At 65.7% G+C, this 14311-nt stretch carries 15 protein-coding genes and 1 tRNA gene; 6 read left to right on the top strand and 10 right to left on the bottom strand.

Annotation, left to right across the window (positions count from 1 at the left end):
* Window positions 1-95: 95 nt before the first annotated feature.
* Both gap and ACE191_RS02270 read right to left on the bottom strand, forming a co-directional pair.
* Entirely contained in the window at window positions 96-1103 is a 1008-nt protein-coding gene (gene gap / locus ACE191_RS02275; RefSeq protein WP_400190558.1) for a type I glyceraldehyde-3-phosphate dehydrogenase, read from the bottom strand.
* 149 nt (window positions 1104-1252) lie between these two features.
* Window positions 1253-1324 (bottom strand) — tRNA-Glu (locus ACE191_RS02270).
* Between the two features lie 421 nt (window positions 1325-1745).
* Here ACE191_RS02270 and ACE191_RS02265 point away from each other — a divergent pair.
* The 5 genes from ACE191_RS02265 to ACE191_RS02245 all read left to right on the top strand — a co-directional run bounded on the left by ACE191_RS02265 (window position 1746) and on the right by ACE191_RS02245 (window position 6856).
* Window positions 1746-2084 (top strand): STAS domain-containing protein, encoded by a 339-nt coding sequence (locus tag ACE191_RS02265; protein WP_400190557.1) that lies wholly within the window; start codon window positions 1746-1748, stop codon window positions 2082-2084.
* 65 nt (window positions 2085-2149) lie between these two features.
* Window positions 2150-3946: an ABC transporter ATP-binding protein gene (locus ACE191_RS02260; protein WP_400190556.1), complete on the top strand. Its 1797-nt coding sequence runs from the start codon at window positions 2150-2152 to the stop codon at window positions 3944-3946.
* Window positions 3947-4108: 162 nt separating this feature from the next.
* Window positions 4109-4996: a membrane-binding protein gene (locus ACE191_RS02255; RefSeq protein WP_400190555.1), complete on the top strand. Its 888-nt coding sequence runs from the start codon at window positions 4109-4111 to the stop codon at window positions 4994-4996.
* Window positions 4997-5242: 246 nt separating this feature from the next.
* Complete coding sequence (gene mutM, locus ACE191_RS02250; RefSeq protein ID WP_400190554.1) at window positions 5243-6079, top strand: DNA-formamidopyrimidine glycosylase; 837 nt, start codon at window positions 5243-5245, stop codon at window positions 6077-6079.
* 276 nt (window positions 6080-6355) lie between these two features.
* Entirely contained in the window at window positions 6356-6856 is a 501-nt protein-coding gene (locus ACE191_RS02245; protein ID WP_400190553.1) for a hypothetical protein, read from the top strand.
* Window positions 6857-6962: 106 nt separating this feature from the next.
* Here the strand turns inward: ACE191_RS02245 and ACE191_RS02240 are convergent, their stop codons facing one another.
* From ACE191_RS02240 to ACE191_RS02210, 7 genes are all read right to left on the bottom strand, one after another.
* A complete protein-coding gene (locus ACE191_RS02240; protein WP_400190552.1) occupies window positions 6963-7232 on the bottom strand; it encodes a hypothetical protein in 270 nt (89 codons plus the stop codon).
* Between the two features lie 54 nt (window positions 7233-7286).
* A complete protein-coding gene (locus tag ACE191_RS02235; RefSeq protein WP_400190551.1) occupies window positions 7287-7571 on the bottom strand; it encodes a hypothetical protein in 285 nt (94 codons plus the stop codon).
* A gap of 3 nt (window positions 7572-7574) precedes the next feature.
* Window positions 7575-8975, bottom strand: coding sequence for a radical SAM protein (locus ACE191_RS02230; protein ID WP_400190550.1), 1401 nt, complete (start codon window positions 8973-8975; stop codon window positions 7575-7577).
* A gap of 91 nt (window positions 8976-9066) precedes the next feature.
* Window positions 9067-9612 (bottom strand): hypothetical protein, encoded by a 546-nt coding sequence (locus tag ACE191_RS02225; protein ID WP_400190549.1) that lies wholly within the window; start codon window positions 9610-9612, stop codon window positions 9067-9069.
* A gap of 32 nt (window positions 9613-9644) precedes the next feature.
* Window positions 9645-10451: a prolipoprotein diacylglyceryl transferase family protein gene (locus tag ACE191_RS02220; protein ID WP_400190548.1), complete on the bottom strand. Its 807-nt coding sequence runs from the start codon at window positions 10449-10451 to the stop codon at window positions 9645-9647.
* A gap of 49 nt (window positions 10452-10500) precedes the next feature.
* Complete coding sequence (gene phhA / locus ACE191_RS02215) at window positions 10501-11250, bottom strand: phenylalanine 4-monooxygenase (protein ID WP_400190547.1); 750 nt, start codon at window positions 11248-11250, stop codon at window positions 10501-10503.
* Between the two features lie 252 nt (window positions 11251-11502).
* Window positions 11503-12549 carry an SDR family NAD(P)-dependent oxidoreductase gene (locus ACE191_RS02210; protein WP_400190546.1) on the bottom strand — a complete coding sequence of 349 codons (1047 nt, stop codon included), beginning with the start codon at window positions 12547-12549 and terminating at the stop codon, window positions 11503-11505.
* Window positions 12550-12736: 187 nt separating this feature from the next.
* Between ACE191_RS02210 and ACE191_RS02205 the strand changes: the two genes are divergently transcribed.
* The gene (locus ACE191_RS02205; RefSeq protein WP_400190545.1) at window positions 12737-13207 is read left to right on the top strand and encodes a hypothetical protein; all 471 of its coding nucleotides are present in this window, start codon (window positions 12737-12739) and stop codon (window positions 13205-13207) included.
* A 101-nt stretch (window positions 13208-13308) separates the two neighbouring features.
* Here the strand turns inward: ACE191_RS02205 and ACE191_RS02200 are convergent, their stop codons facing one another.
* Window positions 13309-14082 carry a sulfite exporter TauE/SafE family protein gene (locus ACE191_RS02200; RefSeq protein WP_400190544.1) on the bottom strand — a complete coding sequence of 258 codons (774 nt, stop codon included), beginning with the start codon at window positions 14080-14082 and terminating at the stop codon, window positions 13309-13311.
* Window positions 14083-14311: the final 229 nt, after the last annotated feature.

Genomic DNA, 14311 nt, shown 5'->3' with positions numbered 1-14311 from the left:
GCGGGTGTGAAGTGCGGCGGGAACGGCGCGCAAAAACGCCCGCCCCGCCGGGCGGCGGAGCGGGCGTGGCTTACGCAGGCCAAGCGGCTTTAGGCCTACTTGCTCTTCATCTGACCGAGTTTCTCGATCAGGTCGGCGGTGCGGGTGGAGTAGCCGAACTCGTTGTCGTACCAGCCCACTACTTTCACCAGGGTGCCGTTGGTCGAGGTCAGCTCCGAGTCGAAGATGCACGAGTGGGGGTTGCCCACGATGTCGATGCTCACCAGCGGGTCGGTGCTGTACTCCAGGATGCCTTTCAGCGGGCCTTCGGCGGCCTTTTTGATGGCTTCGTTCACCTGCTCCTTGGTTACTTCCTGCTTCAGGATAACCGTCAGGTCGGTGGTCGAGCCATCCGGCACGGGCACGCGCATGGAAATGCCGTCGAGCTTGCCCTTGAGGTGGGGCAGCACCAGGCCCACGGCCTTGGCCGCGCCGGTCGAGGTCGGAATGATGCTCAGGGCAGCACCGCGGGCGCGACGCAGGTCTTTGTGGGGCGCGTCCTGCAGGTTCTGGTCGGAGGTGTAGGCGTGCACCGTGGTGATGTAGCCCTTCTCGATGCCGAAGGCATCATCCAGCGCCTTGGCCATCGGGGCCAGGCAGTTGGTGGTGCAGGAGGCGTTGGAGAGAATGGTTTCCGAGCCGGTCAGGATGTCTTCGTTGACGCCCAGTACCACGGTGGGAATGTTGCCGGTGGCGGGAGCGGAAATCACCACTTTCTTGGCCCCGGCGGTCAGGTGCTGGCCGGCGCCGGCTTCGTCGGTGAAGCGGCCGGTCGACTCCAGGACCACGTCCACGCCCATGTCGCCCCAGGGCAACAGCTTCGGGTCGCGCTCCGCCAGGGCGGCAATGCGCTGGCCGTTCACGGTCAGGCTGCTCTCGTCGTAGGCTACCGTGCCATCGAAGCGGCCGTGCACCGAGTCATACTTGAGCAGGTGGGCCAGCGTCTTGTTGTCGGTCAGGTCGTTGATGGCCACCACTTCCACGTCGGGGCGGCTCAGCAGCGACTTAAACGTCAGACGGCCAATCCGGCCGAAACCGTTGATGGCAACTTTGATTTTAGCCATAATGGGGAAGAAAAGAAGTTAGCGGCCCAGTGCCCGGGGCCGACAAGTGAGAATGCGCGGGCGAAGGTACGCGCCCCGGGGAGAAAAGCAAAAACCCGCCCGGCGCGGTGCCGGGCGGGTTTTAGAAAGTGCTCCAAGCAAGTGGCTAGTAGTCCGTAGGGGAATCGAACCCCTGTTGGCAGAATGAAAATCTGCAGTCCTAACCCCTAGACGAACGGACCAGATTACGCGCCCAACTCGCTTTGAGTGGTGCAAAGATAGCAGTGCCGACGCTGAGCGCAATACCCGGTGGGCAAAAAAGCCGGAGCAGCGCAGGAAATTTCTGATTTTCAGCCGGAAATTTTTCACCCCCACAGCCCGCCGTACGCCGCTTTCACAAGGGACGCCCCGGCCGAGTTGTCGAAAAGCCGCGCTCATTCCGGGTAGTAAGAGGTTGCTCGGCCGCGTCAGCCGGCCAGCCGCCGGCCCGTTGCTTTATTCCATAGTCTACCGCCACTAAGTAAATACGGACTTCGGCGGCGGTAAATACGGTTTTTTAAGAGCTGTGCCCGGTCGAACTTCTTCAGCCCCATCCCGGTCGGGCTGCGGCCCGTATAGCCCGCAGCGCCCGGCTTGCCGCCGGGCCCCAGCCGTTCTTTCCCCATGCAAGTCTTCCACGAAATCCTGGCCGACCGCTACCTGCTGTTTCTGGCCGACAGCCAACCCTCGCCCGCCGCATCCGACAGCCTGGAGCGCTGCCTGCTGCAGGCCTGGCGCAGCCGCAAGCCCAGCGTGTGGGTCGACTGCAGCCGCCTGCACGCCCTGGCCGCCGCCCACTACGAGCTGCTGCTGCGCTACCACCAGCGCCTGCGCCGCCGCGGCCAGCAGCTGGTGCTCTGCCAGCTCAGCGCCCCCCTGCAGCGCGCCTTCGAGCAGCTCACCGACGACCTGCGGCCGCTGCTGGTACCGGCCCCCACGGCCGAGGGCGGGGCCCTGGCGTAGGCGGCCGCTAAACTTCCCGCCGGGCCGGGCGGTTGTTCGGGGTCTTTTCCCCTACTTGCCGCCCTATGAAACTGCTTTACGGATACCTGCGCCATTACTGGGGCCTGCTGACCCTGGCCTTGCTGCTGGCGGCCATCAACCAGGTTTTTTCCCTGCTCGACCCCTACATCTTCCGGCAGATCATCGACCGGCACGTGGTGGGGCAGAGTGGCGTGCTGGCCGGGGCCAGCTTCTGGACGTTTCTGAGCGGGGGCGCGGGCATCCTGATTCTGAAGGCCATGGGCGTGGCCATGGTCTCGCGCATTGCCAAGAACTTCCAGGACTACTACGTCAACGTCATCACCCAGCGCCTGGGGGCCGAGCTTTACTCCGACGGGCTGCGCCACTCCCTGGAGCTGCCCTACCAGGTGTTTGAGGACCAGCGTTCGGGCGAAACCCTGGGCAAGCTGCAGAAGGTGCGCACCGACGTGGAGCGGCTGATTCAAAGCTTCGTGAACGTGCTGTTCATCTCCCTGGTGGGCATCGTGTTCGTGACCTGGTATGCCGTGTCGGTGTACTGGCCCATTGCGGCGGTGTACTTCCTGACTATTCCGCTGCTGGGCTCCCTGAGTTTGTTTCTGAGCAAGCGCATCAAGGTCATCCAGAAAACCATCGTGGCCGAAACCACGGCGCTGGCCGGCTCCACCACCGAGAGCCTGCGCAACATCGAGCTGATCAAGAGCCTGGGGCTGGCCCAGCAGGAAACCACCCGGCTGAACGCCACCACCGAAAAAATCCTGAAGCTGGAGCTCAAGAAGGTGCGCTACCTCCGGTCCCTGTCGTTTGTGCAGGGCACCTTCGTGAATTTGATGCGCAACGTGATTCTGCTGCTGCTGCTGTTTTTGGTGGTGCAGCAGATCATTTCGGTGGGCGAGTTCTTCTCCTTCTTCATTTACTCCTTCGCCATCTTCGGGCCGCTGCAGGAAATGGGCAGCATCATCAACGTGTACCGCGAAACCGAGGCTTCGCTGGCCAACTACCAGCAGATTCTGGCCACGCCCAAGGAAGTGAAGCCCCGGCACCCCAAGGCGGTGGCGAAAATCGAGACGCTGGCCTTCGAAGACGTGCACTTCCGCCACCTCACGGCTCAGGCCCCGGCCCTCGACGGCATCAGCTTTGGAGCGCGACTGGGCGAAACCATTGCCTTTGTGGGTCCCTCGGGCTCGGGCAAAACCACCTTGGTAAAGCTGCTGGTGGGCCTCTACCCGCCCCTGTCGGGCCGCATTCTCTACAACGGCATTCCGGGCTCTGAGCTGGACCTCGACGCGCTGCGCGAGCAAATCGGATTCGTGACCCAGGACACCCAGCTGTTTGCCGGCACCATCCGCGAAAACCTGCGCTTCGTAGCACCCCAGGCCACCGACGAGCAGTGCCTGCAGGCCCTGCGCCAGGCCGCGGCCGACTCGCTGCTGGCCCGCGCCCCCGAAGGCCTCGACACCGTTATTGGGGAGGGCGGCGTGAAGGTTTCGGGCGGCGAAAAGCAGCGCCTCAGCATTGCCCGCGCGCTGCTGCGCAACCCCACCCTGCTGGTGTTCGACGAGGCTACCTCGGCCCTGGACTCGCTCACGGAAGAGGAAATCGGCAAGACTGTGCGCGAGTTGTCGGGCTCGCGCCAGCACATCACCATCCTCATTGCCCACCGTCTGAGCACTGTGCTGCACGCCGACCGCATTTTTGTGCTCGAGCGCGGCCACGTAGCCGAGCAGGGCCGCCACGACGAGCTGATCGAGCAGAAGGGCCTCTACTACGCCATGTGGCGCCAGCAAATCGGCGAGCGGCCCCAGGCAGCCAGCCCCGCCCCGCGGCAGCTCAGCCGCGTGTAGGGACTGCCCCGCCGGTGTGCAACCAGCGGCCGGTTTTAGGAGTCCCGGGTAAACGAAATACCCGGCAGTTGACGTTATAGCCGGGTACGCGGCCGGGATGGTATTACTATTTCTGGCCGGAAACTTGCCTTTCGCTCACGCGTTCCATTCGACTTCACCCGCATGACTACCCACCGCCTCTTCCGCCGCCTGGCGACCTTCGTGCTGGTCGGCTGGCTTTTCGTTTCGGGTTCGGCCACTGCCCAGAGCTCCAACCAGCGCGACGTGCTGCGCGAAATCACCGACGTGGTGGGCCTCAAGCCCCGCTTCGAGCTGCGCGCCACTACCGAAGTGCCCAACGCCGCCGCCGTGGTGTACGGCGGCAAGCGCTACCTGCTCTACAACCCCAACTTCGTGGGTGCCGTGAACCGCGCCGGCCGCACCGACTGGGCCGGCATCAGCATTCTGGCCCACGAAATGGGGCACCACCTCAACGGTCACACCCTGCTGGCCGGCGGCTCCAACCACTCCGACGAGCTGGAAGCCGACGAGTTTTCGGGCTTTGTGCTGCGCAAGATGGGCGCCAGCATGGCCGAGGCGCAGGCCGCCATGGCCGTAGTGGCCCAGGAAGTAGCCTCCCCCACTCACCCGGCCCGCTCGGTGCGCCTGAGCGCCATCGGCCGCGGCTGGCAGCAGGCCAACGGCCAGATCGTGGCCAGCGCCCGCACGTCGGCCCCCTCGGCCCGGCCGGCCGCCGTGGCCGCCCGCCCGGCCACGGTAAGCCGCCCGGTAGCCGTGCCGGTTTCGGTGGCCCCGGTGAGCGTGGTGGGCAAGCTCACGTTCCGCAACAGCCCCGACGAGCCGCTGTACGTGACCAACCAACTGAGCGTGGTGCGCTTCGACCCGCAGGACCGCTCGGCCGAAGTGGTAGGTCGGCTCACCCGCTCGACCAGCGCCGATTTTCCGTTTGTGCTGGTAGACTCCCAGCAGCGCCGCCTTTACGTCAGCGCCCGGGGCGCGGTCTACAACAACCGCGGCGAGCAGATCGGCCGCATGACCGATCCTTCGTAAGCCTTCCTGCTTCAGGCTTGCAGCCGGCTCCCACCACGGGGGCCGGCTTTTTTACGCGGCATCTGGCTCACTAAGCCAGTAAGCACGCCGGCATGACACTTCTTTCTACCTGAGCATCAATCCCCTCCCTCAAGGCCCGCGCTGGCCACTCATAGGGGCGGAACACGGCCACGCGGGACGTTGTATTGACCACGGCCCCGCGCCCTAAACCCGTTTCTGAAAGCCGGTGGCGAACCGGCGAATGCTATGCCCGAGCTACCCGAAGTTGAAACCTACCGCCGCTTCCTGGAGGAAATAACCCTGCACCAGACCGTTACCGCCGTCGAGGTGTTCGACGCGCACGTGCTGGCCGTGGACGCCGACGAGCTGCGCCGTGAGCTGGTGGGCGCCACCGTTACCGGCACGCACCGCCTGGGCAAAAACTGCTTTCTGCAGCTGTCGTCGGGGCGGCTGCTGGTGCTGCACTTCGGCATGACCGGCGACGTGGGCGCCTACCGCCACGACTACGACCGTCCGCGCTTTACCCGCGTGGCGCTGCACCTGCGGGAAGGCCTGCGCGTGGCGTTTATCGACCCGCGCAAGTTCGGCCGCATTCGGCTGGCCGACAGCGTGGCCACGTTTCAGCAAGCCAAAAAACTGGGTCCTGATGCCCTGGACCTGACCGCCAAGCAACTGCAGAGCGCCCTGGGCCGGCGCAAAACCCTGCTCAAGCCCCTGCTGCTGGATCAGCGGCTCACGGCCGGGCTCGGCAACTGGATTGTCGACGAAGTGCTGTTTCAGGCCCGCGTGCACCCCGAGCGGCCGGCGGCTTCGGTGTCGGCCGACGAGGCGGCCCGCCTGCACGCCGCCGTGCAGCTGGTGCTGCGCACGGCCATTGCGCAGGAAGCCAATTACCGGCAGTTTCCGGCCTCGTTTCTGATTCACGCCCGCGAGTGGGACGAGGCGCCCGAGCCGCAGTCGGATGCCCACCACCACTGCCCGCGCGACCGGTCGCCAATTGTAAAAAAGTACGTGGGCGGGCGCGCTACCTACTACTGCCCCGTTTGCCAGCCGGCCCCGCCCGATTCGCATTCCGCAGCTTAACCAAAAGCCGTTTCAGCGCCTTGAAACGGCTTTTTCTGTCTTTCAGCGGGGGTATAATGCAAGTTCCCACCGATGTACTTTTACATATATAAAGTTTGAATTATTGTCTTTTTCCGATATGCCCTGAACTAAACTTCCGCCCCCGGCCGTTAGGCCAGCAACTTACGAATCCGGACAGGCCGGGCGTCGGGAAGTTGGACTTGTGCTGCTCGTATCGAAACACGCCTACTGAGTAATGTTGCTCACCGCTCTTCATCCAAAACCCAACCGTTCTTCATGAAGAAACTGTCCGTTTACCTGAGCTTGGCTCTGGCCGTTGCTGGCCTGGCCGCATGTGAGAAAGAAATCGAGGAGGTAGCCCAGCCCAAGGTTGAATCGGCAGCAGCCGTGCAGCAAACCCCGCAGGCCCTGCTCACTTCGGCGGCCTGGCGCCAGACCGACCTGAGCACCACCAGCCTGGCCGCCGGCACCAACGAGCCCACCACCGTGAGCTTGTTTGCCCGCCTGAAAGCCGAGCAGAAAGACAACCTGACCCAGTTTTCGGCCGATGGCGGTTACGTGCTCGACGAGGGTGCGACCAAGAGCGACCCGCACGGTGCCCAACAGAAAACTGGCACCTACCAGCTGAGCGAGGACGCCAAGACCCTGGTGGTGAAGCTGCCCGAGTTTGAGCGCAGCTTCACGGTAGAGGAGCTGTCAGCCACCACCCTGCGCCTGAAGGTTACCGACGGCGAAGGCAACGCGGCCGTGTCGTACACCTCCACGTTCAGCCACTAAGTTATTCCCGGGGCTTCGGCCCCACGCTGTGCCCACCCGCAGCGCCGGCGCCCGGTCAGTCCTGACCGGGCGTTTTGGCGTTTAAGCGGCTCGGGGCGCGCTTGGCTCAGTAAGTGGAAGCCGTGCCCAGGCAGGCCCCGAAGCCGACCAGCAGCACCAGCAGCAGACCCAGCACGAAGTCGAGGCGGCGCTTCCGCTCCCGGACCAGGATGATGCCGGCCAGGTTCAGCAGCAAGAGCAGCAGCACCAGTAGGGCCATGAAAATCAGAAAGCCCAGGCCGGCGTCGCGGCCCTGGTTGAGCAGGCGCAGCCCGCCGGCCCCCAGCAGCAGGGCCAGCAGGTTGTAGCTCAGTACGCGGCGGGTGTGCGGCTCCATGAGAATTGCGGAAGAAAGCAGGCCTGAGTATACGCTTATCGCGCGAGCGGTGGCTCAGTGCATGGCTCCCAGGTTAAGGTGCGTCGCGCAGTCGCTGAAGCCGATGAGGAACACCAGCAGCGCGGCCAGCAGGAAGCTTCGCCCCAGGCGCCCGTGCCCCCCGGCCAGCAGCACCAGAAAGGCCACTACGTCGAGAAACGCCAGCAGAAACAACAGCCCGAAGATGCCCATATCATCGTCGATGAGCTGGCGGCCCAGGTGGAGCACGAGTATCAGCCCGAGGTGGGCCAGCAGAATGCGGCCGAGGCGGCTGGGCGGCGGTGGAGTGGCGGGCGGCATGGCTCAGAGCACGGGAATGCCGCGCAGCTCCTGCAGGCGGGCCAGCTTTGCCGGGTCGCGGTAAAACAAATTCATGGTTTCGAAGGGTATGATTTTGCGGTCCTTCGAGATGATGTGCACGCAGGACTTCTTCACGGCGCGCACATCGAAGTTCCAGGCGTCCATGAACTGCAGGATGATGACGCGGAACAAATTCTCGTAGCGCAGCTCGGGGGCCTTCACCAGCGGCAGGCAGCACAGAATCTGGTTGAGCTCGGGCGTGATGGTGTCGACCGTGTTGGCGGTGCTGAACAGGCGCAGCAGGTGGTTGCGCAGGCCCGCGTCGCGCTCGTACACGATGGTGTTGCCGGCATTCTGCAGCAGATCGGCGGGCTGGATGTAGCGCGTGAGCGGAAACACCTCGCCGTCGAGCTTCAGGGCGTAGCCCATCACCAGCGCATCGGGGTTGCAGGGCACGGGCAGCAGGTCGGCGGCTGAAAAGACGGGGCTTTGGTCGAGAATGGCCTGGCGCACGTCGGTGAGCGTGAACCGGTCGGTTTCGGGGTCGAAGTGCTCGAGGCGGCCGGCGGCCTGGGTGGGCTGAAACGTGACGCCGCGCACGCAGCGCTGCTGCAGGGCAAAGTCGATGAGCGGCCCGACTTCGTCGTCGTTAAGCCCGCGCTGCAGGGTGGCCACCAGCGTGGTGCTCAGGTTGTACTTGTTGAGGTGGGCCAGCGCGTCGAGGCGCACCTGGCGCAGGTCGCGGCCGCGCATGGTTTCCAGCACCGACTGCCGAAATGAGTCGAACTGCAAATACACCTCGAAGGCGGGCATATAAGTAGCCAGCCGCGCCACGAAGGCCTCGTCCTTGGCCAGGCGCACGCCGTTGGTATTCACCATCAAATGCTTGATGGGCTTGCGCTTGCACATGTCGAGGATTTCCCAGAACTGCGGGTGCAGCGTTGGCTCGCCGCCGCTGATCTGCACCACGTCCGGCTCGCCCTCGTTGGCCACCAGCACGTCGATCATGGCCTCCACTTCCTCCAGGGTGCGGTGCCGGCCGTGGGTGGGGCTGCTTTCGGCGTAGCAGGTGGGGCAGGTCAGGTTGCAGCGGTCAGTTATTTCCACCACCGTCAGGCAGCTGTGCTGCTCGTGGTCGGCGCACAGGCCGCAGTCGTAGGGGCAGCCGTAGTGGGTGGCGGTGTTGAAGCGGCGCGGCACCTCGCTCGGCTTCACGTAGTTGCGGATGCTCTTGTAGTACGCCACGTCGGAAGACAGGCGCACCCGCTGCCGGCCGTGCTCGGGGCAGCGCTTGAGCATGTACACCGCGTCGTCCTCAAACACGATTTTGGCCTCCACGCGCCGCAAGCAGTGCGGGCAGAGACTCAGGGTGAAGTCGTAGTATGTATAGGGGCGCTCGGGCATGGTGGCGGCAGCATAGTAGCAGGTCTAGCTGCAACCTAACAACTTTCCGCGGGCGGCCCTAGCCCAGTTTTGCTCAAGCCATTCAACCGCGCTAGTTGGCTTTTGCCGGCAGCACGATTTCCCGGCTCAGGTTGGGCACCAGCCACCGCACCGTTTCCCAGTCCTTGCCGCCGGTGTCGAGAAAAGCCCAGGTCCGGCCGCCGTCGGCGGAAACGGCCAGCAGCGTCGATTGGGTGCTCTTGGTGGCGGCGGCAAACTGAAACTCGGTAGTTTGTGGCAGGGTGCACTGCAGCTGCCGGTCGACGGCCACCAGGCGGGTGGGCGGGCCGTGCCGCACGCCGCTGATCTTGCCGCCCTGGGCGCTCATTTCCGCCATGCTCTTGCGCAGCTGCCGGGCCAGCACGTCGGGGCCGCCGGCCAGGCGCACCACATCGGGATGCATGAAGTCGGCGAAAGCCTCGAAGTCTTCCCGCATAAAGGCCTGCTCCATAGCCGTAACCTGGGTTTCGAGGTTGGCGCGGCGCACTTCGTCGGATAAAGGCTTGGTTTGGGCGAGGCTGAGGACGGGCAGCAGGGCGCTCAGCCACAGCAGCAGGCAACAACGCCAACGGCGCGGGGCGTCAAGTAAAGCAGGCATTGGCAGTAGTCAGTAAAGGAGTTGGCAAGGCGTTAGTCGGGCAGGCTGGCAACCGCGGCCTGGGGGGGCTGAGCCGCGGGCCAGCGGCCAGCCCGGCGCCGGCGGGCGTCCCGCGCCCACAGCCCGGCGTAGTAGCCCAGCCCGGCCACGCAGGCCCACTGAATGGCGGTGAGCAGCAGGCCCGGCCAGGGCGGCGTGGGCTTGATGAACTCAACGAGCAGGCGAAACAGCAGGTAGCTCACCATCAGCAGGCGGAAGCGCCAGCCGTCCGGCAGCGGGCCGCGGCGCTCCAGCAAGCCCACGGCCGCGGCCAGCAGCAGCCAGAACCCGATTTCGTAGAGGTTGGTGGGGTGGCGCGGCACTCCGTCGCCGAAGTCGATGGCCCAGGGCAGCGCCGTGGCCGTGCCGTAGGTGCCGTCTTCGAGGCCCGCCAGCAAGCAGCCGGTGCGGCCCAGCACCATAGCCAGAATCAGCGGAAACACCATCAGGTCGCCCGACGAGGCCGTGACGCCCAGGCGCTTCTTGGTTTGCTCCACGCCGATGAGGCCGCCGAGCAGGCCGCCCACGATGGTTTTGTTGCTGAAGTAGTACAGCCAGCCGCCCGGCGGGTGCAGCAGCTGTGCCGGGTGCTCGAGCAAACCCAGCAGGCGGGAGCCCAGCAGCGCCCCGGCCGCCGCACCCACGAAAATCCAGAGCCGGTGCTCGGTGCTGATGCGGTCATGGGTGCGGCGGCGCAGGTGGGCGTAGAGGCGGTAGCCCAGGGAATAGGCCAGTACCTCGCACAGCAGGTGCACGGGCAGCTGGAGCGGACCGAGGGTCAGGTGAACGGGAAACGTCAAGGGCGGCGGCGTAGCGCCGGGCCCGAAAAGCGCGCCCGGCGCCCTCAAGTTAGCGCCCCGCCTCGCTTAGGCAAGCAACCCGGCGCAGGGCCCGCTGCACCCGGGGCAGGGTGGCCGGCAGCTGATCGAGGGAGTCGAGCACGAAGTAGTCGGTCTGAAACACGTCTTTGCGGAACGCGGTGTCGAGCACGCGCGCCACGTCGAAGGGCTGACGCCGGGGTTCGGGGCCGAGGCTGTAGCGCGTTTCACCGGCCGAGGAAAGGATGCCCGCGCCGTAGATGCGCGCCGCGCCGCTGCCCGCGTCGCGCAGCAGGCCAAACTCCACCGTAAACCAGTACAGGCGGGCCAGCAGCTCTACGGCGTCGGCGTCGGAGGCGTGCAGGGTGCCGAGGTGGCCGAGCTGGTGCAGGAAGCGGCAGAAGTCGGGGTTAGTGAGCAGGGGCACGTGGCCGAACACGTCGTGAAACATGTCGGGCTCTTCGAGGTAGTCCAGCTCGGCCAGCTTGCGCAGCCAGGTGGTGGCGGGAAACCGGCGCGCGGCCAGCAGCCCAAAAAACGCGGCGTCGTCGACGATGCCGGGCACGGCCACCAGCTCCCAGCCGGTGAGGCGGCGCAGCACCTGATTGGTCTGGCGGAAGTCGGGAATGCAGTCGGCCGTGAAGCCGATGCAGGCCAGGCCCGCCATAAACTCGGGGGCGGCCCGGCCGGGCAGGGCCTGGAGCTGGCGCTCAAACAGCAGCTGCCACACCTGGCGGTCTTCGGCGGTGTACTGGTCGTAGGCTTGGTGAAGAAGGGTCATTGCGGTACGCATTGGAGTTGGGAGAAAAAGAAAAAGCCCCATTCCGGCTGGCGGAATGGGGCGGGTATGCAAGGGAGTTGCTCGTTCTAGGGCTACCTCGGCGGGAGCAGCAACGCACATACCTGACCATTGCCGGAGCCGGTGGGCTGGCAGGTCGGGTAATAATAATAGGGCTGCTGGCAGAAGGAGTTCACGGTGCAAAGATGGGCAATTGCCTGCACATGGCGCAAGCTTTGACGGAAGCTACTGACGTTAAGCCGGATAGGCCGGGTGATTGCCCAGCTCGTTGTTTTGCTTTTCGGCCTTGCGGGTGAGGGCCGTCAGCCAGGAGCGCGTCACCGCCGACTCGCTCTGGTAGCCGCGGCGGCGCACGTTGCCCAGGTCGCCGGCGTGCTCGGGCAGGGCGCGGTTGATCCAGCTCAGCACGTTGACGGTGGTGCCGGGCGCCACACCGTGGGCCAGCGACAAAAGCTTGGCCGGCAAGCCCAGAATCAGCTCGGCGTCGCCGCGGCGGCAGGCGTTCCAGATCTGCCGGGCGGCGTACTCGGCGCTGACGGTAAGGCCGGGCAGCGAGTCGGCAATCATAAACCAGCCGAACTCCTTTTCGTGCTGGCCCTTCACCACGGCCTGCCGGGCCGAGCCGGTGCGCATTAGCCCCGGACACACGGTGGTGACGTGAATGCCGTAGCGCAGCATCTCGGCCCGAAAGCCCTCGGAAAGACCCACCAGGGCAAACTTGCTGGCGCAGTAGGGCGCCATGTGCGGCACGGCCACCTTGCCCCCGAGCGAGGCCACGTTCACGATGCGCCCCTCGCGGCGGCTCATCATGTCGGGCAGCACGGCATGCATGGCGTGCAGCGGCGCCCAGAAGTGGGTGTTCATCGACTCCTGGTAGTCGCGCTGCTCCATGTGCTCGAGCGGGCCGCCGGTGATGATGCCGGCGTTGTTGATGAGCACTTCCACCGGCCCGAAGGCCTGCCGCACTTCGGCTACCAGGGTGCGCACCTCGGTTTCGTCGGTCAGGTCGCGGGCCAGGGCCAGCACCTCGGCCCCGCCGGCGGCCAGCTCCTGGCGGGCCCGCTCCAGCTCGTCGGCGTCGCGGGCGCAGATGGCTACGCGGGCGCCCTCGGCCACGGCCTGCCGGGCCAGCACCAGGCCCAGCCCCCGCGAGCCGCCGGTGATGAGTACCACGCGGCCGCGCAGGCGGTAGGAGCCGCGGCGGGAAGTCCAGAGCGCGGCGGCCACGGCGGCGCCGATGCCGGCCAGGGCCAGCCAGTTGGGGCGGTTGTGCTGCTTCATGCTATGCTTCTATGCAAGCGCGGCGGAAAGGTTACACGCCCGGTCCGTCGGCCCTGGCGGCCGGAACGGGGAATAAAACGGCGGCCGCCGGTGTTAGGGGCAGCACGGATCATTCTGGCATCATATTTTCGTGCCCGCTCCGGCCGCTTCGGCTTTCCCCACCCGCTTCTTTAGCTTCCGTTCCCGCATGAAACGCATTCTGTTCGCCGCCCTGCTGCTGAGCGCCCCCGCCGCCTGGGCCCAGACCACCAAGGCCAAACCCCGCCCAGCCGCGCCCAAAACCGCTTCGGCCGCCCAGCCCGCTATTTCGGCTCCGGCGCCCAAGCCCGACGATACCAAGATTACTAACCAGGCCCGCGCCCTTACCCAAAACCTGAAGCAGGCCCTGAGTCTGACGCCCCAGCAGGAAGTGAAGGTGCAGGAAATCAACGAGCGCAGCGTGCGGCAGGTGGAAACCGCCCGCCTCGAGCACCGCGACGATTTGCGCAAGCTCAACGCCCTCATCGACGACATCGGCCAGTCGCGGCTGAGCGCGCTCAAGGACGTGCTCACACCCGCGCAGTTTGCCCGCTACCAGCAGCAGCGCGAAAAGAAAATGGGCATTCCCAACGTGCAGGGCAACCAGGGCAACGCCGTGCCCGGCATGCGCGGCGAATAATAAGCGCCGCTTCATCAGCCCCCGACCGCCGCGCGGGCTTCTCCGGCCTTCCCGACTACCCGGGGGCTCGGGGAAGCCCGCGCCTGCGTTTCAGGCCCGCGTCAGGCGCCGAAGGTTTCCCAGCCCAGCTTGAGGATGATGGCGCCCACCACCAGCAGAAACAGTACCCGCACGAAGCCCACGCCGCGGCGCACGGCCAGCCGGGCGCCCAGCGTCGAGCCCAGCATGTTGCAGGCGGCCATGGGCAGGGCCACGTACCAGAGAATCTGCCCGGAGTAGGCAAAAAACAGTAGGCTGGCCAGGTTGGTGGCCATGTTCACGAGCTTGGCCGAGGCCGAGGCGCTCAGGAAGTCGTAGCCGAACAAACCCACGAAGGCGAAGAGCAGAAAGCTGCCGGTGCCGGGGCCGAAAAAGCCGTCGTAGAAACCCAGCAGCAAGCCCACTAGCGCGCCGTACAGCGGCTCGCGCCGCGCGGGCAGGCGCGGGGCGTGAATCGAGCCGAAGTCCTTGCGCCAAAAGGTGTACACGGCAATGACCACCAGCAGCCCCAGCACCAGGGGCCGCAGCAGCTCGGAGGGAAGCAGGCTGACCACCCGCGCCCCCAAAAACGAGAAGATACCCGCCGCCACCGCCGCCGAGCCTACGGCCGGCCAACGGATGGGCACCTGCCCGGCGTAGCGCAGAAAGGCCGCCGAGGTGCCGGCAAGCGACGACACCTTGCCGGTGCCCAGCACCGTGGGCACCGGCACGCCCGGCAGCAGCAGCAGCATGGCCGGCAGCTGAATCAGCCCGCCGCCGCCCACAATCGAATCGATAAAGCCCGCCAGAAAAGCAAAGGCGCAGAGCAGGGCCAGCGTCGCATCCAGAAAATCCATTCGATACCGTGCTCGGGGGCTAAAGCCAGAATAATGCGGGTAGTTTACCCTGATTGGGCGGCAAAGGTAGGGGCGGAATGCCCTGAAAAAAGGAGTGGTCAGCCAGCAGCAACCCGCGGGCGCTCCGGGCCGGTGCCCGCCCCGGGTCAGGGGCCTTTTTGCTTTATTCCGCGGCTGAATCGGCTACTCGTCTACTCCGGCCGCCATTTCCCGTATCAGCACCTTCGCG

Origin of the sequence: Hymenobacter sp. B81 (genome assembly GCF_044628455.1) — a bacterium.
Classification (GTDB): Bacteria; Bacteroidota; Bacteroidia; order Cytophagales; family Hymenobacteraceae; genus Solirubrum.
This window is presented reverse-complemented; position numbering and strand designations above follow the sequence as displayed.

Excerpts from the sequence above, each read along its gene's own strand:
- gap (WP_400190558.1), bottom strand. The coding sequence starts at position 1,103 with ATGGCTAAAATCAAAGTTGCCATCAACGGTTTCGGCCGGATTGGCCGT.
- ACE191_RS02265 (WP_400190557.1), top strand. The coding sequence starts at position 1,746 with ATGCAAGTCTTCCACGAAATCCTGGCCGACCGCTACCTGCTGTTTCTG.
- ACE191_RS02260 (WP_400190556.1), top strand. The coding sequence starts at position 2,150 with ATGAAACTGCTTTACGGATACCTGCGCCATTACTGGGGCCTGCTGACC.
- ACE191_RS02255 (WP_400190555.1), top strand. The coding sequence starts at position 4,109 with ATGACTACCCACCGCCTCTTCCGCCGCCTGGCGACCTTCGTGCTGGTC.
- mutM (WP_400190554.1), top strand. The coding sequence starts at position 5,243 with ATGCCCGAGCTACCCGAAGTTGAAACCTACCGCCGCTTCCTGGAGGAA.
- ACE191_RS02245 (WP_400190553.1), top strand. The coding sequence starts at position 6,356 with ATGAAGAAACTGTCCGTTTACCTGAGCTTGGCTCTGGCCGTTGCTGGC.
- ACE191_RS02240 (WP_400190552.1), bottom strand. The coding sequence starts at position 7,232 with ATGGAGCCGCACACCCGCCGCGTACTGAGCTACAACCTGCTGGCCCTG.
- ACE191_RS02235 (WP_400190551.1), bottom strand. The coding sequence starts at position 7,571 with ATGCCGCCCGCCACTCCACCGCCGCCCAGCCGCCTCGGCCGCATTCTG.
- ACE191_RS02230 (WP_400190550.1), bottom strand. The coding sequence starts at position 8,975 with ATGCCCGAGCGCCCCTATACATACTACGACTTCACCCTGAGTCTCTGC.
- ACE191_RS02225 (WP_400190549.1), bottom strand. The coding sequence starts at position 9,612 with ATGCCTGCTTTACTTGACGCCCCGCGCCGTTGGCGTTGTTGCCTGCTG.
- phhA (WP_400190547.1), bottom strand. The coding sequence starts at position 11,250 with ATGACCCTTCTTCACCAAGCCTACGACCAGTACACCGCCGAAGACCGC.
- ACE191_RS02210 (WP_400190546.1), bottom strand. The coding sequence starts at position 12,549 with ATGAAGCAGCACAACCGCCCCAACTGGCTGGCCCTGGCCGGCATCGGC.
- ACE191_RS02205 (WP_400190545.1), top strand. The coding sequence starts at position 12,737 with ATGAAACGCATTCTGTTCGCCGCCCTGCTGCTGAGCGCCCCCGCCGCC.
- ACE191_RS02200 (WP_400190544.1), bottom strand. The coding sequence starts at position 14,082 with ATGGATTTTCTGGATGCGACGCTGGCCCTGCTCTGCGCCTTTGCTTTT.